Source organism: Pseudomonas sp. ACN8 (assembly GCF_002303925.1).
In the GTDB taxonomy this organism is placed as follows: domain Bacteria; phylum Pseudomonadota; class Gammaproteobacteria; order Pseudomonadales; family Pseudomonadaceae; genus Aquipseudomonas.
On the sequence record NZ_MRCS01000031.1, the window covers coordinates 20,310 to 39,139 of the forward strand.

Annotated in this window: 15 protein-coding genes and 2 pseudogenes; 7 read left to right on the top strand and 10 right to left on the bottom strand. The window is 59.3% G+C overall.

All coding sequences use genetic code 11. The annotated features are described in order from the left end of the window. Positions 1–23 precede the first annotated feature (23 nt). Genes BSF44_RS18035 through BSF44_RS18045 form a run of 3 tightly spaced genes read left to right on the top strand, consistent with a single transcriptional unit; the run spans position 24 to position 3,873 of the window. Complete coding sequence (locus BSF44_RS18035; RefSeq protein WP_095944653.1) at positions 24–1,199, top strand: L-rhamnonate dehydratase; 1,176 nt, start codon at positions 24–26, stop codon at positions 1,197–1,199. A gap of 52 nt (positions 1,200–1,251) precedes the next feature. Next, positions 1,252–2,247: an AraD1 family protein gene (gene araD1 / locus BSF44_RS18040; protein WP_095944654.1), complete on the top strand. Its 996-nt coding sequence runs from the start codon at positions 1,252–1,254 to the stop codon at positions 2,245–2,247. 42 nt (positions 2,248–2,289) lie between these two features. Next, entirely contained in the window at positions 2,290–3,873 is a 1,584-nt protein-coding gene (locus BSF44_RS18045) for an aldehyde dehydrogenase (NADP(+)) (RefSeq protein ID WP_095944655.1), read from the top strand. Positions 3,874–4,160: 287 nt separating this feature from the next. On the opposite strand, the gene BSF44_RS30755 is transcribed toward BSF44_RS18045, so the two are convergent. The 4 genes and pseudogenes from BSF44_RS30755 to BSF44_RS31140 form a co-directional block, all read right to left on the bottom strand. Then, positions 4,161–4,358 (bottom strand): aldehyde dehydrogenase family protein, encoded by a 198-nt coding sequence (locus BSF44_RS30755; protein ID WP_256589107.1) that lies wholly within the window; start codon positions 4,356–4,358, stop codon positions 4,161–4,163. 61 nt (positions 4,359–4,419) lie between these two features. Beyond that, a pseudogene (locus tag BSF44_RS18055) lies at positions 4,420–5,160 on the bottom strand (reverse transcriptase N-terminal domain-containing protein); the annotation flags it as partial. A 577-nt stretch (positions 5,161–5,737) separates the two neighbouring features. Beyond that, a pseudogene (locus BSF44_RS18060) lies at positions 5,738–6,269 on the bottom strand (IS66 family transposase); the annotation flags it as partial. A 198-nt stretch (positions 6,270–6,467) separates the two neighbouring features. Then, the gene (locus tag BSF44_RS31140; protein WP_371918279.1) at positions 6,468–6,731 is read right to left on the bottom strand and encodes a type II toxin-antitoxin system RelE/ParE family toxin; all 264 of its coding nucleotides are present in this window, start codon (positions 6,729–6,731) and stop codon (positions 6,468–6,470) included. Between BSF44_RS31140 and BSF44_RS18065 the strand changes: the two genes are divergently transcribed. After that, positions 6,633–10,085, top strand: coding sequence for an adenylate/guanylate cyclase domain-containing protein (locus BSF44_RS18065; protein WP_095944657.1), 3,453 nt, complete (start codon positions 6,633–6,635; stop codon positions 10,083–10,085). The two genes, BSF44_RS31140 and BSF44_RS18065, sit on opposite strands and share 99 nt — an antisense overlap. A gap of 98 nt (positions 10,086–10,183) precedes the next feature. Next, entirely contained in the window at positions 10,184–11,233 is a 1,050-nt protein-coding gene (locus BSF44_RS18070; protein WP_095944658.1) for a patatin-like phospholipase family protein, read from the top strand. 541 nt (positions 11,234–11,774) lie between these two features. Here the strand turns inward: BSF44_RS18070 and BSF44_RS18075 are convergent. The 6 genes from BSF44_RS18075 to BSF44_RS18100 form a co-directional block, all read right to left on the bottom strand. Further along, the gene (locus BSF44_RS18075) at positions 11,775–12,158 is read right to left on the bottom strand and encodes a VOC family protein (RefSeq protein WP_095944659.1); all 384 of its coding nucleotides are present in this window, start codon (positions 12,156–12,158) and stop codon (positions 11,775–11,777) included. 81 nt (positions 12,159–12,239) lie between these two features. Beyond that, positions 12,240–13,352 carry an S-(hydroxymethyl)glutathione dehydrogenase/class III alcohol dehydrogenase gene (locus tag BSF44_RS18080; protein WP_095944660.1) on the bottom strand — a complete coding sequence of 371 codons (1,113 nt, stop codon included), beginning with the start codon at positions 13,350–13,352 and terminating at the stop codon, positions 12,240–12,242. A gap of 192 nt (positions 13,353–13,544) precedes the next feature. Further along, positions 13,545–13,904 (bottom strand): DoxX family protein, encoded by a 360-nt coding sequence (locus BSF44_RS18085; protein ID WP_095944661.1) that lies wholly within the window; start codon positions 13,902–13,904, stop codon positions 13,545–13,547. After that, positions 13,904–14,854, bottom strand: coding sequence for an ABC transporter substrate-binding protein (locus BSF44_RS18090; protein ID WP_095944662.1), 951 nt, complete (start codon positions 14,852–14,854; stop codon positions 13,904–13,906). The genes BSF44_RS18085 and BSF44_RS18090 overlap by 1 nt, the downstream gene beginning before the upstream one ends. A gap of 46 nt (positions 14,855–14,900) precedes the next feature. Beyond that, positions 14,901–15,860: a PDR/VanB family oxidoreductase gene (locus BSF44_RS18095; protein ID WP_095944663.1), complete on the bottom strand. Its 960-nt coding sequence runs from the start codon at positions 15,858–15,860 to the stop codon at positions 14,901–14,903. Continuing rightward, positions 15,857–16,891, bottom strand: a complete 1,035-nt coding sequence (locus tag BSF44_RS18100) for an aromatic ring-hydroxylating dioxygenase subunit alpha (protein ID WP_095944664.1) — start codon at positions 16,889–16,891, stop codon at positions 15,857–15,859. The genes BSF44_RS18095 and BSF44_RS18100 overlap by 4 nt, the downstream gene beginning before the upstream one ends. A 158-nt stretch (positions 16,892–17,049) precedes the next feature. On the opposite strand from BSF44_RS18100, the gene BSF44_RS18105 reads away from it, so the two are divergent. Then, a complete protein-coding gene (locus BSF44_RS18105; RefSeq protein ID WP_095944665.1) occupies positions 17,050–18,165 on the top strand; it encodes an alcohol dehydrogenase catalytic domain-containing protein in 1,116 nt (371 codons plus the stop codon). 48 nt (positions 18,166–18,213) lie between these two features. Further along, positions 18,214–18,771: a cupin domain-containing protein gene (locus BSF44_RS18110; RefSeq protein WP_095944666.1), complete on the top strand. Its 558-nt coding sequence runs from the start codon at positions 18,214–18,216 to the stop codon at positions 18,769–18,771. Positions 18,772–18,830: the final 59 nt, after the last annotated feature.

Consider the following 18,830-nt stretch of genomic DNA (forward strand, 5'->3'; position numbering starts at 1 on the left):
TCCACAGTGAAGGAACTGTATTCATGAAAATCAAAGCGATCCGTACCCGCGTTTTCGAGTGGAAAGGCAAAGTCGTGCCACCCCAGGCGCACTTCTGCACCAACGCCAGCGACATCCTGTTCGAGCGTGGCGACGCCATGGGTTCGTTCCGCTTCCATGGCTGGCTGGTGGTGGAAGTCGAGACCGACACCGGTCTTGTCGGTATCGGTAACTGTGCCCTGGCACCCCGTGTCGCCAAGGAAATCATCGACACCTACCTGGCACCGATCGCCATTGGCGAAGATCCGTTCGACAACGAATACATCTGGCAGAAGATGTACCGTCAGAGCCACGCCTGGGGCCGCAAAGGCATTGGCATGGCGGCGATCTCGGCGATCGACATCGCCCTCTGGGACATCATGGGCAAAGCGGTCAACAAGCCGGTGTTCAAACTGCTCGGTGGCCGGACCAAGGAAAAGATCTGGACCTACGCTTCCAAGCTCTACGCCAACGACAACCTCGACCTGTTCCTCGAAGAAGCCCAAGGCTATCTGAACCAGGGTTTCACCGCGCTGAAAATGCGTTTCGGCTACGGCCCGAAAGACGGCCCGGCGGGCATGCGCAAGAACATCGAGCAAGTGCGCGCCCTGCGTAACCTGGCCGGTCCGGATATCGACATCATGCTCGAGTGCTACATGGGCTGGACCCTGGAATACGCCCGTCGCATGTTGCCCAAACTCGCCGAGTTCGAACCGCGCTGGCTCGAAGAACCGGTGATTGCCGACGACATCGAGGGTTACATCGAGCTGAAAAAAATGGGGATCATGCCGATCTCCGGCGGTGAGCATGAGTTCACGTCGTACGGCTTCAAAGACCTGCTGGAACGCCGCGCTGTCGACGTGATCCAGTACGACACCAACCGCGTCGGCGGCATCACCGCAGCGCGCAAGATCAACGCCATGGCCGAAGCCTGGTCGGTGCCGGTGATTCCCCACGCCGGGCAGATGCACAACTATCACCTGACCATGTCCACCACGGCTTCGCCGATGGCCGAGTACTTCCCGGTGTTCGACGTCGAAGTCGGCAACGAACTCTTTTACTACGTGTTCAAGGGCGAGCCGCAACCGGTCAACGGCTACATCCAGCTCGATGACAACAAACCGGGTCTGGGCCTGGAAATCTCCGATGAGTACCTGAGTGACTTCAACATCATCGAGTGACCTTGAGGCGCCGTAAACGTACGGCGCCTTCCACGACTTTCTGGAGGCCGACATGCGCCTGATTCAATATGAAAACACTGCCGGTGAACGCCAGGTCGGCCTCGTCGACGGATCACAGGTCCAAGTGCTGAAAGGCACCCGCAGTACCCGTGAACTGGCGCTCGCAGCGATCCGCGCCCAGCGCAGCCTGCAAGAAGAAGTCGCTCAGCGTGGCACCGAGCCAGGCCCGGATTACGCGCAATTGTTGCAGCAGGGCAATGTCCTGCCGCCGCTGGACCACGAAGACCCGGCCCACTGCCTGATCAGCGGCACCGGCCTGACCCATTTGGGCAGCGCTTCTGCGCGGGACAAAATGCACCAGCAGGACGGCGCAGTTGAAGCCGGCATGACCGACACCATGCGCATCTTCAAGTGGGGCCTGGAGGGCGGCAAGCCAGCGGCCGGCCAGGTCGGCGCGCAGCCGGAATGGTTCTACAAGGGTGACGGCAGCATCGTTGTGCGCCCCGGCGCAGACTTTCCGGTGCCGCCGTTTGCCGAAGACGCCGGTGAAGAACCGGAGCTCACCGGCCTCTATGTAATCGGCGACGACGGTCAGCCGTATCGCGTCGGTTATGCCTTGGGCAACGAGTTCTCCGATCATGTGATGGAGCGGCGCAATTATTTGTACCTCGCCCATTCGAAACTGCGCTTCTGCGCCTATGGTCCGGAACTGCGTGTTGGTGAATTGCCTAGGCATCTGGCGGGCACCAGCCGCATCAAGCGCAACGGCGAAACGATCTGGGAAAAAGAGTTTCTCAGCGGCGAAGACAACATGTGCCACAGCCTCGCCAACCTCGAATTCCATCACTTCAAGTACACGCAGTTTTTGCGGCCCGGAGATGTTCATGTGCATTACTTCGGCACCGCCACGCTGTCGTTTGCCGACGGCGTGAAAACCCAACCGGGCGATCGTTTCCAGATCAGCCTCGATGAGTTCGGCGCGCCGTTGGAAAACGGTATCGGCGAAAGTGCCCCGCCATTGGCCACCGGTCAGGTGCGTGCGCTTTAAGTCTTTAATTACCGGCACTGTCGGCCGGTCAAGGAATCACTCATGACTTCGCTACTTGGACACAACTACATCGATAGTCGCCGTAGCGCCGAAGGTAAGTTGCAACTGCAAAGCCTCGACGCGACCACCGGTGAGCCGTTGCCTGGCACCTTCTTCCAGGCGACTGAAGCCGAAGTGGATGCCGCCGCCAGTGCCGCAGCTGCCGCATACCCGATCTACCGCAACCTGAGCGCGGAAAAACGTGCGACATTCCTCGACGCCATTGCCGATGAAATCGATGCTTTGAGCGATGACTTCGTCGCCACCGTGTGCCGCGAAACCGCACTGCCGGCCGGGCGCATCCAGGGCGAGCGTGCACGCACCAGCGGGCAGATGCGTTTGTTCGCCAAGGTCCTGCGGCGCGGCGATTTCTACGGTGCGCGTATCGATCGGGCGCTGCCGGATCGCCAGCCGTTGCCACGTCCGGACCTGCGTCAGTACCGCATCGCGTTAGGACCCGTCGCCGTGTTCGGCGCCAGTAACTTTCCGTTGGCGTTTTCAACCGCCGGTGGCGATACCGCTTCAGCGCTGGCCGCCGGTTGCCCGGTGGTGTTCAAGGCCCACAGCGGGCATATGGCGACGGCCGAGTGGGTCGCGGACGCAATCATTCGCGCCGCCGAGCGTACCGAGATGCCGGCCGGCGTGTTCAACATGATTTATGGCGGTGGCGTCGGTGAATGGCTGGTCAAGCACCCGGCGATTCAGGCCGTGGGCTTCACCGGTTCACTCAAGGGCGGCAATGCCCTGAGCCACATGGCCGCGACCCGGCCGCAGCCGATCCCGGTGTTTGCCGAGATGTCGAGCATCAACCCGGTGTTCCTGCTGCCCGAAGCGCTCGCGGTGCGTGGTGAGCAGATTGCTGCGCAATTGGCCGCATCGGTGACGCTGGGTTGTGGGCAGTTCTGCACCAATCCGGGCTTGGTCGTCGCTGTGCGCTCGCCGCAGTTCAGCGCTTTTCTTGAGACATTCTGCGCCCACATGAACCAGCAACCGGCGCAAACCATGCTCAACGCCAGTGCGCTGGCCAGCTACAGCCGAGGCCTTGGCGAACTGCACGAGCATCCGGGCCTGAGCCATCTGGCGGGCCGTCCGCAACAGGGCAATCAGGCGCAGCCACAGGTGTTCAAGGCCGATGTCAGCCTGTTGCTCAAGGGTGATGAGTTGCTGCAGGAGGAAGTGTTCGGGCCAACCACCATCGTCATCGAGGTCGAGGACCGGGCGCAGTTGGCGGCGGCGTTGCAGGGGCTGCGCGGGCAACTGACGGCGACGCTGATTGGCGAGGCGGATGAATTGCTGGAGTACCGCTGGCTGGCGGAGTTGCTGCAAGAGAAGGTCGGGCGAATCTTGCTCAATGGCTATCCGACCGGGGTCGAAGTTTGCGAGGCCATGGTGCATGGCGGGCCGTATCCGGCGACATCCGACTCCCGGGGGACCTCGGTTGGTACCCTGGCGATTGATCGCTTCCTGCGGCCGGTGTGCTTCCAGAATTACCCGGATGCGTTGTTGCCCGAGGCATTGCAGGACGCGAATCCGCTGGGGATTCAGCGCTTAGTAGATAGTGTGAGTACTCGAGAGTCGCTGGACTGAGCAATTTGAATAGTGGTTAGGACGGCTGATAAAACATTTTTTCGGAGGGGCATCCAACTCTTACTTCCGGTGCTCCTCTTTTTTTATGTTTTGCCTGCTGAATTGTGATTGTGAAATCGCGTTGGACGCCTGCTTTGTTTTCAGAGGAGGACGAAACTTGATTCTGCCCCACTTTGAAAATACAGACGTCCATGGCGATTTTTCGCTGATCAACCCTACATCCAGGCAGCGACGAATTGCCTTCGTCGCCCCTGAAACGGGCTATATGTCCGCGGAGGAGATTCTAGCTATCCGTCAAATCCAATGATTGCTTTGGTTTCGAGGTACTCTTCAAAGCCGTACACGCCGTATTCACGACCGTTACCAGATCGCTTATACCCCCCGAACGGAGCCATTGGATTGTAGGCGCTGATGCGGTTTTGACTCAGGCTGCTGATTTCGGCTGCCCCATAGGCAGTCTCGGAGATCCCATGCAGGGCGATCATCTGTTGGGCATTCAGGCGGGTCAATCAGTTCCGGCAGCTTGGGTCAAAATCGCATCAGCGCCAACACATCCAGTGTCATGTTGGCCAGCACCGGGGAAATGATGCCTCCTTGCGGAGTTCCGGCGTGGCTGGGGAATAGTTCGTTCTGGTAGACGTAACCCGCCTTGAGCCATTTCTGCAAAATCGCCGTATCCATAGAGATGTTGGCGATCAACCAGTCATGGCTGCTATTGTCGAAACAGCCTTGAATGTCGCCCTCTAAAAACCACTCTGCGTTTGCTTTTCGTGACAGCACACCAAAGCATTGGGCTGCGGCATCCGCAGTTGAGCGTTCCGGCCTGAACCCATAAGAGTTCGGATCGGCGGTGGTCTCTGCGATGGGTTCCAGAGCCCGCAGATGCAACGCCTGCATGGCCCGGCATTTCATCGCGGGAATTCCGAGAGGCCTCGTCTTGCCGTTTTTCTTCGGAATAAGGACTCTCCGAAGTGGAAGCGGCGAGTAGCCTCGCCTCTTCAGCGACGCTATCGCGTGGCTCTTGGCCCTTGAAGTATTCCAAGTGACCTTGTCCACGCAGTGGGTGTTTTTGCCTTTATTTTCAGACACCCGTTTAACGGCCATTGCTTTGCCGCTGAACGAGTGAGTCAGCAACCATTGCAGGGCTTTCGCCTTGTTATGCCTGCCGTCTTGCACAGCCTTCACAATACGCGCTTGCAGCCCTCTTACTCGACGTTGGACATCGGCCCAGTTGATGCCGTCCCACGCCGTGCCGGAAGGTGCACACGCCAGTGTTGCTGCGTTCATTTGCTCTCCTTCCGTTGAAAGGGTTCTACCTACTCTCTTGTGAAGAGAGACCATGAGGACGTCTGCCCGCTTTCGCTTGAAGTGATGTTTCAACTTCTATCCAGCCCATTACAGGATGGCGTTCGCTTTTTCCTCGTTCCTTCGCCCGCACCGCCATGGGCCGTTTTTGCAAACGGCTTTCCCTCACGGGAGCGATAGGGGATTTCCACGTTCCGCTTACTGAAGTACGCCGGGTTAGGTGCCTGCTATCGACCGGGAGACGTATGGGCCACGAACGCGCGTGCAGAAAAACGCTGTTCCCACCTCCGCTACCTTTTGGTTCGAGCGTATAAGCCATTTCCGCTCGTTCAATTTAACGATCTTTACGCAGGTTCACATGTGTTCACCATACCGACTATCTAGCCCTTGTCCGGCCATGGCTGCCAGAAGAGTACGCCTCTCACGATTAGTACCCCGCACCTTGCGGTGCCTCGTCACATTGTCGAAGACGCTCTTGATTCAGCCTCCTAGATTCACCCGGTGACACGGGTGATTCCCTCCAAGGGGAACAACTTCTGTAAGCGACTTCGTGTCGCACCTCGCACCAATTATTGTCAATGGGTACGGCCCCGTTATCGAGATAGCGCGACAGCGCCGTCCAGCGTTTGAGGCTGTAATCCAGAGCTTTGCTTATCGCCGAGCCATCGTGCAAAGCTGTCTCTGGGCAATCATCCAGGTGCGTAGCGCATCGATGATGGGGACTGCTTTTTCCTGCCGTATTCGATGACGGACATCCGTAAGCGTCCGGTGATCATGCCTGGCGAACGGTGCTGTCGGTGCTCACCCGCGCGGCTGGGCGTAAAGTCGTAAACGACGGCGCTCAACTCAGCAAACGGTGTCGTGGCATAGGCCCAGACATACACCCGGTGGGTTTTCTTTGCACCCGGCGAGAGCATCTGTACCGGCGCTTCGTCGGCATGTACCACGTTGTGTTGGAGCACGACGTCGCGCAAGGCATCGACCAGCGGTTGCAGCTGTACGCCGCAGACACCGACCCCTTGCGCCAGCGTCGAACGTGGTATGGCCAGGCCGGCACGACCGAAGATTTTCTCCTGCCGATGCCTGGTCAGGCCATTACTGGAGTTCCGTATGGTGGTTTACAAACTCAATGTAGGTCTTTCTATCTCATCGCGTGCAGGCGAAGGGCTACAAACAGACGATAGCTTCACCCTATCTCACTGCTTCTCAGAGAAAAGGCATCACAGGCCTTTATCTGCAAGCGAATTTTACTTCTCGATACAACGATACAAACTATCTTTAATGGAGGGTTAAAAGGCTGTCCAGCGGTTTGGACAGCCCCCTTTCATCATTTGAAGAAGGGGGCTGATATCCTGCCGGACCAACGACTTCAGCCTGTATTTCGCCAGGTCGATGTCACGTTTTTCCGTGTTTTGAGTGGTCTTCTTGAACGCGTGTAAAAGGGAAGAAATCGTATGCGCTGCGCAAACTGCGGATTCGAGAATCCCTCCGAGGCCAGCTTCTGTGAAGCGTGCAGCGCCAAGCTGGCTCGCAGCTGTACGCGCTGTGGCCATGAGGCGGGCCTTTCCGACAAGTTCTGCAGTGAATGCGGCGCGCCGTTGACCGATGCGCCTGCTGCGCCATCACCACGCCCCCGGCCTGTTTCAGGGCCTTCTCCAGCGCCCATTCATTACACGCCCCACCACCTTGCCGAACGCATTCGCGCCGAACAGGCAGCCATGGAAGCCCGGGGCGAGACCGCCGGCGAACGCAAGATCGTCACGGCGCTGTTTGCCGACATGGCCGGCTCCACGGCGCTGATCCATGACCTCGATCCGGAAGAGGCCCAGCGCCTGATCGAGCCTGTCGTCGCGCTGATGATGGAAGCCGTCCACTACTACGAAGGCTACGTGGCCAAGACGATGGGCGATGGCATCCTCGCGCTATTTGGCGCCCCCATCGCCCATGAAGACCATCCGCAGCGGGCTTTGTATGCGGCACTGCGCATGCAGCAGGCGATACACCAACATGGCGACCGCATTCGTCTGGAGAAAGGCATTCCGCTGCAAATCCGCGTCGGCATCCACACCGGAGAGGTCGTCGTGCGTTCGATCCGCACGGACAATTTGCACACTGATTACGACCCGGTCGGGCACACGATCCATATTGCGTCCCGGATGGAGGGAATCGCCGCGCCATCGTCGATCCTGGTGAGCGAGTCCACCCACAAGCTGGCGGAGGGTTATTTCGAGTTCAGGACTCTGGGAGCCACCCAGGTCAAAGGCATCCCCGAACCGCTCGTCGTGTACGAGGTGCAAGGCATCGGCGCGCTGCGCACGCGCCTGCAACTGGCCGCACATCGCGGGCTGGCCAGGTTCGTCGGCCGCCAGGTCGAGCTGGACCACCTGCATCAGGCGCTCGATCAGGCCAAAGCGGGCCACGGGCAGGTCGTCGCGGTGGCAGGCGAGGCCGGGGTCGGGAAGTCGCGGCTGTTCCATGAGTTCAAGGAACGCTCGCGGCGCGGCTGCCTGGTGCTGGAGACGTTCTCGGTGTCGCACGGCAAGGCCTTTGCCTATTTTCCGCTGATCGAGCTTCTGAACAACTACTTTCAGATCACTGCTCTGGACGACGAGCGGCGGTGCCGGGAAAAGGTCATGGGCAAGGCCCTGACGCTCGAGCGTGGCTTCGAGGAGCTCGTGCCCTACCTGCTCTACCTGCTGGTTATCGGCGAACGCAGTTCGGCGCTCGCGGAAATGGATCCTCAGATCCGGCACGACCGAATCTTCGACGCGATTACGCAACTTCTGGTGCGCGAGAGTCGCGATCAGCCGATCGAACTGCTGTTCGAGGACCTGCAATGGCTGGACCGCGAGACCGAAGCATTCCTCGCGCGCCTCATCGACCGCGTGGCGAGCGCCCCGATCCTGCTCCTCGTGAACTACCGGCCTGAGTATCAGACTGTGTGGACGCGCGCGGGTCATTGCAGCCAGCTGCGGCTCGAACCGCTGGGCCCGACCGAAGCTCAGGGTCTGCTCGCGGCCCTGCTTGGGGACGATCCCACCCTCGTTCCCCTCAAACAGCTCATCCTGGAGAAGACGGAGGGCAACCCTTTCTTCATGGAGGAAGTGGTCCAAACGCTGGTCGAGGAGAAATCGCTGCTCGGCGAACCCGGCCGTTACCGGATCCAGCAAACTCCGGCTGCGCTGCATATTCCCACCACCGTGCAGGGTGTGCTCGCCGCCCGTATCGACCGGCTTCCCGTTGCGGAGAAGGAATTGCTGCAGACGCTCTCCGTCATCGGCAAGGAGTTTGCGTTCAGTCTGATCCAGCGCATCTGTGATGGACGGGTCGCTCGGATGGACGACGATTTGCACAATCTGCTGGCCCGACTGGAGGCCGCGGAGTTCATTTACCAGCGGCCCGCATTTCCGGAGGTGGAGTATTCGTTCAAGCATGCGCTGACCCAGGAGGTCGCGGGCCATTCGCTACTCATGGAGCGGCGTAGCGCACTGCACGAACGCACGGCGCAGGCCATCGAGGCAATGTTCCCCACCCGCATCGCGGATTACTGCAGCGAACTGGCGCACCACTACAGGCTGAGCGGCAATGTCCCGAAGGCTGTGGAATACCTGCAGTGTACCGGGCAACAGGCCCTCCAGCATTCCGCCCATCTCGATGCAATGCGTCACCTTGGCACGGCGCTGGAAATGCTCGAGCAATTGCCAGACACGCCTGCGCGTGTTCATCAGGAACTGACGTTGCTGCTCTCCCTGGGACCGGCCTTGATGGCCGGGCGAGGCTATGGTGCGCCCGAGGTGGCGGCCACCTACACCCGCGCACTGGCGCTATGCGCGCAAGTAGGCGACGACTCAGCGCTTTTCCCAGCGCTGCAGGGGCTGCGGACTTATTACTCGTTGCGTGCGGAGTACTCAACTGCATGCGACCTGGCTGAACGATTGCTCAGTGTTGCGCAAACTGCGCAGGATCCGGACTTGCTCGTGGAAGCCCATGGTGCACTCGGGGCGACATTGTTTTTCCAGGGTGATCTGCGCAATGCCCATGAACACCAGGAGCGGGCGCGTGTCCTCTACAACCCGGACCGTCATCGTACACATGCCATTACGTACGGCATGGATCCGGGCTACGCCCTGACATTTTCGGCCTTGAGCCTTTGGTACTTGGGTTTCCCCGATCAGGCAAGTACGCGCAGCCGGGATAGCCTTGCGGTGGCCAAGAAGATTTCCCATCCGTTCAACCTGGTCTTCACCCTGTCTGCTACGTCGATACTGAGACAGTTTCGACAAGATGTACGACTCGCCGAAGAGTATGCTGATGCCGTCATCAAACTTTCACTCGAACGAGGGTTTCCGTTTTATTTGGCGTGGGGGACTGTTATCCAAGGTTGGGCTCGCGCCGAGCAGGGAAACATTGAGCAGGGAATCGCGCAGATAACCAAGGGTATCGCCACTTACCAAGCAACCGGAGCAGAGCTTGGATGCTCTTATTTTCTGGCCCTGCTGGCCGCAGTTCACGGGCGTGTCGGGCAACCGCAGGCAGGATTGGATGCCGTGACCGACGCTCTGGCTATGGTGAACAGAACAGGCGAACACTTTTACGAAGCAGAACTGTACCGTCTCAAGGGAACTCTTACCCTCCAATGTCCGGGCGAAGACAGACAGGATTCTTCCGTGCAGCAGGAAGCGCAAGCATGCTTTCAAAAGGCGATCTCGGTCGCTCGACAACAAGGGGCAAAGTCACTCGAGCTACGAGCCACAATGAGCCTTGCTCAGCTATGGGAAACACGAGACAAGGAGGCGGCCAGGCAAATGCTGGCCGACATCTATAGTTTTTTCACTGAAGGCTTCGACAGCGTTGATTTGCTACAAGCCAAGGCGCTGCTCGATGCATGGGCACCAAGCGGGGGGTGAACGATCGATGATGCATGGCGCTGAATGGAGCATCGGCGTGTGGTCGGCAAGCGGGTGACGGGGCAAAGCACCGCTCAGCACCGACGAGGAGACCAAGAATGGGCATGAAGAACGGAGAGCGTCGGGGCAGTGACGAACGTAAGCCGATCGCGCTGGCTCTGCAAGGCGGCGGGATGCATGGTGCGTTCACTTGGGGCGTGCTCGATCGGTTGCTCGAGGATGGCAGGCTTGCCATTGAAGGGGTGAGCGCAACCAGTGCCGGTGCGATGAATGCCGTCGTGCTGGCCTACGGTATGCTACAAGGTGGCGAAGCCGGCGCGCGCCAGGCACTGCACGATTTCTGGTACGCCGTGGCGCAATCCGCCGAGCGTCATAACCCGTTGCGCTGGATGCCATGGCTGAAAGGGACGCACAGCTTCGGGCTGGACTATTCACCCATGTATACGTTCGCGGACATGGCGCTTCGTATCTTCTCACCTTACCAGTTCAACCGCCGCAACTTGAGTCCGCTGCGGGAGGTGCTGGAGAGGCAGGTCGATTTCTCCGCATTGCGAAAGCAATGCCCGTTCCTCCTCTATCTGTGCGCGACCAATGTCGAGACGGGGAAGATACGCATTTTCTCGGGCGAGGATGTCTGCCCCGAAGCGGTGCTAGCTTCGGCCTGTGTGCCGACATTGTTTCAGGCGATCACGATAGACGGGCAGAACTACTGGGATGGCGGCTATATGGGAAACCCGGCCATTTTCCCATTGATCTACCACTGCCATACGCGCGATGTGGTGATCGTCCACATCAACCCGCTCGTCCGTCCCGGCGTACCCATTACAACTGCCGACATCCTCAATCGCATCAGTGAAATCAGCTTCAACTCGTCGCTGATGCGTGAGATGCGCACCATCGCCTTTGTCACCGACCTCATCCAGCAAGGCAAGGTCGATCGCGACGAGATGAAGGAGATGCTGATCCACTCCATTCGGGCCGACGAGGCGATGTGCGCGCTCAGCGTGTCCAGCAAGTACAACGCGGACTGGGACTTCCTTCGCGGAATGCGCGACAACGGACGACGCGAGGCCGAAGTGTGGCTCACGGAGAACTACCCGAGTATTGGCGAACGGTCGAGTATCGACATCCGAAAGGAATTTCTTTGAACGCCGTCATAGGACAGGAAAGGTCACTGGCGTCGGCACGAACGCTCGCGCAATGGGTGCGGTGCTGCACGCTGAGTGCTGCGTCGTGGTGCTGCGTGCGACTTCGCCGCACTTGCTATATGTGAAAAGGCACCTAAGCCGCAGAGGCGTATGTGGCTTTTCACAGTTCATGCTCTACTGAAAACAGTTCAATTCTCATTGCAGACCTGACCGCTGCAGAACCAAGCGACTCTATTCTCCACTCCAATCTACTGGCCACAAACTCCCGGCTGAGTAGGTGTTCGGTCAAACAGGACAGGTAACAGACTAAGAAAAAAGGAGGGGCATCAGAAATAAGAGTTGGACACCCCCCCTGGAAACAAAGATGTATTATCAGCTGGTTCTGGACAGTTGGTTCGGTGCGGAGCCGCAATAGACGGTAGGCAAGGGTTATTAAAGTTGTGAAGAAGAACTGCGCTCGCATCAATAGATAAGAGCGCGGCTCCATGTTCAGATTACTTCAAGTGAAGCGAATGACTCAAACAGTCTCTGCCTGGATCAATTAAGCTGGTTGGAAGCAATAAACAGCCAATTTATTGCCATCTAGATCTCGGACATAAGCGGCATAGGCGTTAGGTGCCCAGCCACGAGGCCCTGGTTGCCCTTCGTCCTTAGCCCCCAATGCCAGAGCTACTTCGTGGAACGCATGAATCGCAGTGCGACTCGGCGCTTGGAAGCTGACGGTAACACCATTACCTACAGTGGCCGGAGCACCATCTGCGGGTTTAAGGACGAAAAATGCAGGGGAGTCATAACCCCAGATCGAACCATTGTCATCCAGATCAGCAATTCGTTTGTAATCCAACTCCCCCAGCACTTTGTCATAGAACTCGCGAGCCTGAGTTAGGTCATTGGTGCCAACAGTAACATGCGTATAGATAGACATATTTTCTCGATTTAAGAAGTGGCGGGCATGAGCCCAATAATTACGTGTCGACGTCGGCAATGACTGCGTCGGCACGCAAATTCAGAAATGAATGACAGTCCGAATGCTCTTCCCGGCGTGCATCAGATCAAATGCATCATTGATGCGGTCGAGCCCCATGGTGTGAGTGATAAATGTATCGAGCGGAATTTCACCCTTCTGCGCCTTATCCACGTAGCGAGGCAGTTCGGTGCGCCCCTTTACGCCGCCGAAGGCACTACCGCGCCAGACACGACCGGTGACCAATTGAAAGGGGCGAGTGCTGATCTCTACACCAGCTGGTGCCACTCCGATGATGGTCGACTCGCCCCAACCCTTGTGGCAGCACTCCAACGCAGCGCGCATCAGTTTCACGTTGCCGATGCACTCGAAGCTATAATCGACGCCACCGTCGGTCAATTCGATGATTACATCCTGGATGGGAGTGGTGTACTCGTTCGGGTTGAGAAACTCGGTGGCGCCCAATTCGCGAGCGACTTCGAACTTGGCCGGGTTGATATCGATGGCGATGATCTGGGACGCTTTAGCCATTCTGGCGCCGATAATTGCTGCTAAACCGATGCCACCCAACCCGAAAATAGCGACTGTCGCGCCTTCGGTGACTTTTGCGGTGTTGAGTACCGCACCGATTCCAGTGGTCACCCCGCACCCGAGCAGGCAGACCTTTTCCAGCGGCGCCTCCTTGGGGATCTTGGCCAGGGAGATTTCCGGTAGCACGGTGTACTCGGAAAAGGTCGAACAACCCATGTAGTGATAGATCGGCTCCCCGTTGTAGGAGAAACGCGTTGTTCCGTCGGGCATCAAGCCCTTACCCTGGGTGGAGCGAACTGCCTGACAAAGGTTAGTCTTGCCTGAGGTACAGAACTTGCACTGGCCGCATTCGGCCGTGTACAGGGGGATGACGTGGTCACCCACTTGCAACGAGGTGACGCCCTCACCGACCGCTTCGACAATGCCTCCGCCTTCGTGACCGAGAATGCAGGGGAACACGCCCTCACTGTCTAGTCCGGAGAGCGTATAAGCGTCGGTATGGCAGACACCGGTGGCAACGATTCGTACCAGTACCTCTCCTGCCTTGGGTGGCGCTACGTCAATTTCGACAATCTCGAGCGGTTGATTCGGTGCGAACGCTACTGCAGCGCGTGACTTGATCATGAGCAACTTCCTGATGTAAAGGACAGCTTGTGTTAGTTCAAAAAACTGCAAGAACCCATTGCTGGATCGCTGGGCGAAGCCGGTCGCTGGTCCCAAGCCGCGCCATCGGCGGCTATGGTGGTTCAACAAAACCGAGGGGTTTTCGTATTGGCGCCTGCTGTCGAAGCGCTTGACACTGGGCCACACAGGCCATTAGCCGGCCACCGACAGCAGGGCCGCGATGGCCCAGAAAATCATGTACTCGGGGCCTTGCTTCTGCCAGCGCCAGTTGAAGCCATTGATCTTGAGCACCGCATAGCTGGCCCCCGCGAGCACGCCTGCGGCGAGACAGGCGGCGACTTTGGGGTAGATGTTGAATGCCAGGCCCAGACCCGCAATCACTTCGACCGCGATGGTTAGCACCACGAAGACCCGCGCCGGATGCAAGCCGGCCTTGGCGAAGGTCTGCGAGGCCGGCCCCAGGTTGCGGATCTTGCCGATGCAGTGGGGCAGAAACCAGACACCGCACAGCACGCGCAGCACGGACAGGGGATCAACACTCATCGCATCCATCACACGGTCTCCCCAGTGTGCATGGCCCGCGCTGCACGTTGAGCCCAGCGGCCGTCCCAGCCCCGGCGGGCGCTATCCTGCGCGGCGGCGTCAAGCAGCCCGGCTTTGACCATCAGCTCCAGCGACTTGTCCAATGCGGCGGACGGGATCTCCTGCGAGCGGGCAAACGCCGACTTGTCACGCATGTAGTTGAGCGCCCGTTTCGCGTAGGCCGCGTCTGACTGGGTCACCTCCATCATGATGGGCAACAGCGTCGCGTCGTTCGTCTCGTCGTAGACAAGTGCGGTGGCCTCGGCCAGCGCGCGCAGCAGGGCCAGCACCGCGACCTCGTGGGCTTGCACCCATTCCAACCGACCGAGCATGGCGGTGAAGGCGATCTCGGGCAGGTAGTCGCTGACCTCGCCGAGGTCGCTGTAGCCAGCGTCAATGGCCAGAAAATTGAACGGTGGCGGCTGCACCGCAGCATCAATGCTGCCCTCCTGCAGTGCCTTCCAACGCGCTTGGTGCACGCCTGCCAAGGAAAACGAATAGTCTTCCGGATACTGCAGCCCGTGTTGGGCCAGCATTTCGCGTGTGTAGATGGCTGTGCCTTCGGTGAGCGAAGAGGTGCCGAGCACGGAGCCCTTCAGATCCTCGATGCGCTCGATGCCCGCGCGCGCCACCAAAGTGAGCGGCAGGCAGTTGCAGTTGGCTGCGATCAGCCTCAGATTACCCCCAGCGGCAGCGTCGGCCAGCACACCTTCAGGTGGTGAGATGGCCAGATCGGCCTCGCCCGTGCGTACCGCAGCGGTTGCCTTGTCCACACTGCCCAGGCGACAGAGTTCCACCTCAAGGCCGTAGCGTTTGAAGATGCCGCGATCGCGCGCCACGAACACGGGGAGCCAGTTAAAACCGAGGGCTCCTCCGGCCAACTTGACGGGGGTGAGAGGGTGGATGGATGGGTGGGTCATGAAATCATTCCAGTGGTTCGGTTCGATGGACGAAAGGGGAGGGAGCTCAGAGATCGAGCACCAGTAACTGCGAGTGCGCTCTGGAGCAGCACGGTGTGAAGCAGTCGTTGGCCGCTCGCTCCTGTTCGGTGAGGTAGCTGTCGCGGTGGTCGGGCTGACCTTTGAGCACGCGGGTGACGCAGGTGCCACAAACGCCCTGTTCGCAAGACACAGGCACTTCGATACCGTGCTCGTTCAGCACTTCGATCACGTTGCGCTCGGCCGGCACCGTGTGAATGGCGCCGTCACGGCCGATCTGGATCTGGAATGCACCGTCTTCGGCGTCTAGGTCCTGGGCGCGGGCGGGCGCGGCAAAATACTCGCGATGCAGCTGTGCTTCGGGCCAGCCGGCCTCACGCGCGCCCTGCAACACCCAATCCATGAATCCGCCGGGTCCGCAGACATAGATATGGGTGCCTGGCGTGACCGCCCCCAGAGCTTCAGCCAGCACAAGCTTTTGCTCAGGCGCGCCATCGTCCAGATGGAAGTGCACATGAGGGGCCACCGACTCTTGGTGCAGCCGTTCTTCGAACGCCATACGTGCGGCCGAGCGGGCTCCGTAGTGCAAAACGAAGTCCGCGCCCCTGGCCGCCAGATGCTCGGTCATTGATAGCAAGGGCGTGATGCCGATGCCGCCGGCCAGCAGCACCGAGCGCAGCGCTCCGGTCTCCAGCGGGAAGTGGTTGCGCGGGGCGCCAATGTGCAGGCGATCGCCGATCTGCAGCGCGTGAACCGCCGCGGAACCGCCTCGCGAGGTCGGCTCAAGCAACACCGCGATCAGGTAGCGGCCCACCTGCTCCGACCCCGGGCACAGCGAGTACTGCCGGATCAGGCGGTTGGGCAAATGCACATCGATGTGAGCCCCGGGCTCATAGGGCGGCAGTGGTGACCCGTCCACGGCCGTCAGCTCGAAGCTGCAGATTCCCTCGGCTTCGCTATGCCGCTGGGTGACAAATACCTCGATCATGACACCACCTGCTGGTCTATGAGCTGCTGCAACACACGCCGTGCGCGTAGTGAAGCCGAATCTGTGGGCAACAGCACGGGCTTTAGCGCCTCCTGCGGTTGGCCACCCATGTGCACGGATTGGGCTTCGATCATCGGCCCGTCTTCGGTCTCGAAGGCCGTCTGCAGGCTGGCCTGCAGACGCGTGGAGAATTCCGGGTCCTCAAGCTTGAAGTCGCGCCCCCACTTCCAGAAGTAGTGGCAGGTGTGCGCTGTCTCCGGGGTGATCAGGTGGGCCTGGTAGGAACGAGGCCCTTCCTCGGGCGGTTGGCCTGGGCGGGTGACCCCGATCTCCAGGCGCAGCGTCGAGGGGGCTTCCCATTTGACGATGGAAAGGTGATCCACATGGGTCGGAGCATCGTCGCCGTAGGCGAAGGCAAACAGCCCGCTGATGGGCTCACTCGGACGCCAGTTACGCGCCACCACTGTGTTGCCCTGCTGCTCCATAGAATATTGGGTGCGCCGGTTGAAGCCCTCAGTGGCCAGGTAGGGGTGCAGGAACTCGGCATGGCTAAGGTCGAGCAGGTTGTCCGCAATGAGCTGGTACTCACCTTTGACCTGGACGTAGCCCTGAACGCAGGTGTAGCGCTCGCTATTGTCGAACTCCGGCCAGCGCCGCAGTTTGGACTCATCGGCGGGTTCGTCACCCCACCACATCCATACGAAGCCATCGCGCTCGACCAGCGGATAGCTGCGCGCGCAGGCCGCCTTGGGAATCTTGCCCTCGCCGATGGGGTTGTGCACACAGGCACCCTGAGGATCGAAACGCAGTCCGTGGTAGGGGCAGCGCAAATCGTCGCCAAACACCTCGCCTTTGTGCAGCGGGGCAAAGCGGTGGGGGCAACGGTCGTGCAGGGCCACTGCGATTCCTGAGGAACCTCGGTACAGCGCCACCGGCTCACCGAGCAGCGTGCGCAACAACGGTGTGGCGCTCAGTTCGCTGCTAAAGGCCGCTGCATACCATGTATTGGACAGATAGACGGGAGCGGTCATTGCGTTTGTCTCCTTCGGTTTGGTTCGGTACGAACTCTTGTAATGGCGTCTTGCACAAACTTCACATGCCTTGTAGTATCCGCATACCGAGTAGAATGTCAATTATTTTTCTTTTCGACCTTTCCGATCCTCGGCCCAAAAAATAAAGGAGACCCCATATGAGCATTTCTACGATGCGCGCAGCCCGCATGCACGCGGTTGGTACCCCAATGGCGATCGATACAGTGCCGCGTCCTGCACCACAGGCCACCGATGTCCTGGTACGGGTCCAGGCCTGTGGCATGGTGCCCAATCTGGGAAATGTGCTGGCCAACTGGCCAACCTGGTGTCCGCACTTGCCGCAGCCCGAGCTGCCGGCAGTCTTTGGTCTCGACCCGGCCGGTGTGATTGTCGAAGTCGGCTCGCAAGTAATCGGCCTCAAGCCGGGCGACCGTGTCTACGTGAGCCCTGTACGATCTTGCGGCTCGTGTCCGGCATGCCTGTCGGATAACCGCGTGGCCTGTGAGTACTTCGTGTTCAACGGCTACTTCGGTTTTTCGAAGGACAAATCTCAAACTATCTACGACCTCTATCCGCACGGTGGCTTTTGTGAATACATGGCGGCTCCACAGCACGCCATCGTCAAGCTGGCCGACAACATCTCGTTTGAAGAAGCGGCTCGGCTTGGGTATCTGGGAACCGGCTACGCAGCGCTGCGCAAGTGCGGGCCCCTTGCAGGAAAGTCGCTGATCATCAATGGCATCTCGGGCACCCTAGGTCTGGGAATCACGCTGTTTGCGCTGGCTATGGGAGTTGGCCGCATCCTTGGAACCGGCCGCAACCACGCGCTGCTCGAGCGCGTGAAGGCCCTGGCACCGCACCGTATCGAGGTCTTCTCCACTGACGACGGCTCGATCGCTCAGTGGGCCCGCAGTCGCACTGATGGTCGTGGCGCTCATTTCATGGTGGATGCGCTGGGAGCGGCCGTTTCACTGGAGGTGTTCGATGACGCCATGCACGGCGTGGCACGCGGCGGCACGATCGTCAACGTGGGTGGCACGGTTGGCAAGCTGCCTATCGATATGAAGTGGCTGATGGACAACTCAATGAAGCTCATTGGCTCGGCCTGGTTCACCTCGACCGAGGGCTACGACATGGTCGAGATGATCCGCTCGAAGACGATCGATCTGTCCATCCTCGAACACGAAGTCGCACGCCTGGACGACATCAACCAGGCTATCTCTGGCATCAGTGCCCGCCACGGTGGGTTCAGTAACTATGTGATCGTGCCCTGAGGCCAGGGTCACTTGGCCCCCGTCTAGCGCAAAAAGGAGTTATCTATTTTGACCATCAAATCCAGGCCTGATCTACCGCGTCGAGTCGTAACCGGTATCCGCGATGGCAAGTCGGTGATCGTGAGCGATCGCACTGCACCCAACGCGCATCGCCACCTTGCGACACCAGGACTTATGTCATCCGTCGTGTGGACTACTGCCGCAGTACCGCAACTGTTGAAGGATGCGCACGAGCCAGCGCCACCAGGTGTTTCGATCCCTCCTCAGCCAGGCGGAACTACATTGTTGATTGTCAGGTTCCCTCCCGATTCGGTCATGGCGGATCCCCGCTTTGATTCCAGTGCGGCTGGCTCCGAGTACATGCAGCATTTACCGGGCCTTGCCGAATTGTTTGAGCACGAACATCCGGGCATGCACACCACAGATTCCCTTGACTACGACATCGTGCTCGACGGCGACATCTGGCTCGAACTCGACGATGGAGTGCAAACACACTTGACCACTGGCGACATCGCGGTGCAGTGCGGCACGCGCCATGCGTGGCGCAACAAAAGTGATCGGTCCACGACTATGGCCTTTGTTCTGATCGGCGCAAGTCGATCCTGATGAGCTCATGAGGGTTGGCTTGTTGATTCAACTAACCCGATTCCACATTTAGGAGATAC

Bases quoted from the DNA above. Each gene is read 5' to 3' on its own strand.
- BSF44_RS18035 (WP_095944653.1), top strand. From the start codon at position 24: ATGAAAATCAAAGCGATCCGTACCCGCGTTTTCGAGTGGAAAGGCAAA.
- araD1 (WP_095944654.1), top strand. From the start codon at position 1,252: ATGCGCCTGATTCAATATGAAAACACTGCCGGTGAACGCCAGGTCGGC.
- BSF44_RS18045 (WP_095944655.1), top strand. From the start codon at position 2,290: ATGACTTCGCTACTTGGACACAACTACATCGATAGTCGCCGTAGCGCC.
- BSF44_RS30755 (WP_256589107.1), bottom strand. From the start codon at position 4,358: ATGATCGCCCTGCATGGGATCTCCGAGACTGCCTATGGGGCAGCCGAA.
- BSF44_RS18065 (WP_095944657.1), top strand. From the start codon at position 6,633: ATGCGCTGCGCAAACTGCGGATTCGAGAATCCCTCCGAGGCCAGCTTC.
- BSF44_RS31140 (WP_371918279.1), bottom strand. From the start codon at position 6,731: ATGGCCACAGCGCGTACAGCTGCGAGCCAGCTTGGCGCTGCACGCTTC.
- BSF44_RS18070 (WP_095944658.1), top strand. From the start codon at position 10,184: ATGGGCATGAAGAACGGAGAGCGTCGGGGCAGTGACGAACGTAAGCCG.
- BSF44_RS18075 (WP_095944659.1), bottom strand. From the start codon at position 12,158: ATGTCTATCTATACGCATGTTACTGTTGGCACCAATGACCTAACTCAG.
- BSF44_RS18080 (WP_095944660.1), bottom strand. From the start codon at position 13,352: ATGATCAAGTCACGCGCTGCAGTAGCGTTCGCACCGAATCAACCGCTC.
- BSF44_RS18085 (WP_095944661.1), bottom strand. From the start codon at position 13,904: ATGGATGCGATGAGTGTTGATCCCCTGTCCGTGCTGCGCGTGCTGTGC.
- BSF44_RS18090 (WP_095944662.1), bottom strand. From the start codon at position 14,854: ATGACCCACCCATCCATCCACCCTCTCACCCCCGTCAAGTTGGCCGGA.
- BSF44_RS18095 (WP_095944663.1), bottom strand. From the start codon at position 15,860: ATGATCGAGGTATTTGTCACCCAGCGGCATAGCGAAGCCGAGGGAATC.
- BSF44_RS18100 (WP_095944664.1), bottom strand. From the start codon at position 16,891: ATGACCGCTCCCGTCTATCTGTCCAATACATGGTATGCAGCGGCCTTT.
- BSF44_RS18105 (WP_095944665.1), top strand. From the start codon at position 17,050: ATGAGCATTTCTACGATGCGCGCAGCCCGCATGCACGCGGTTGGTACC.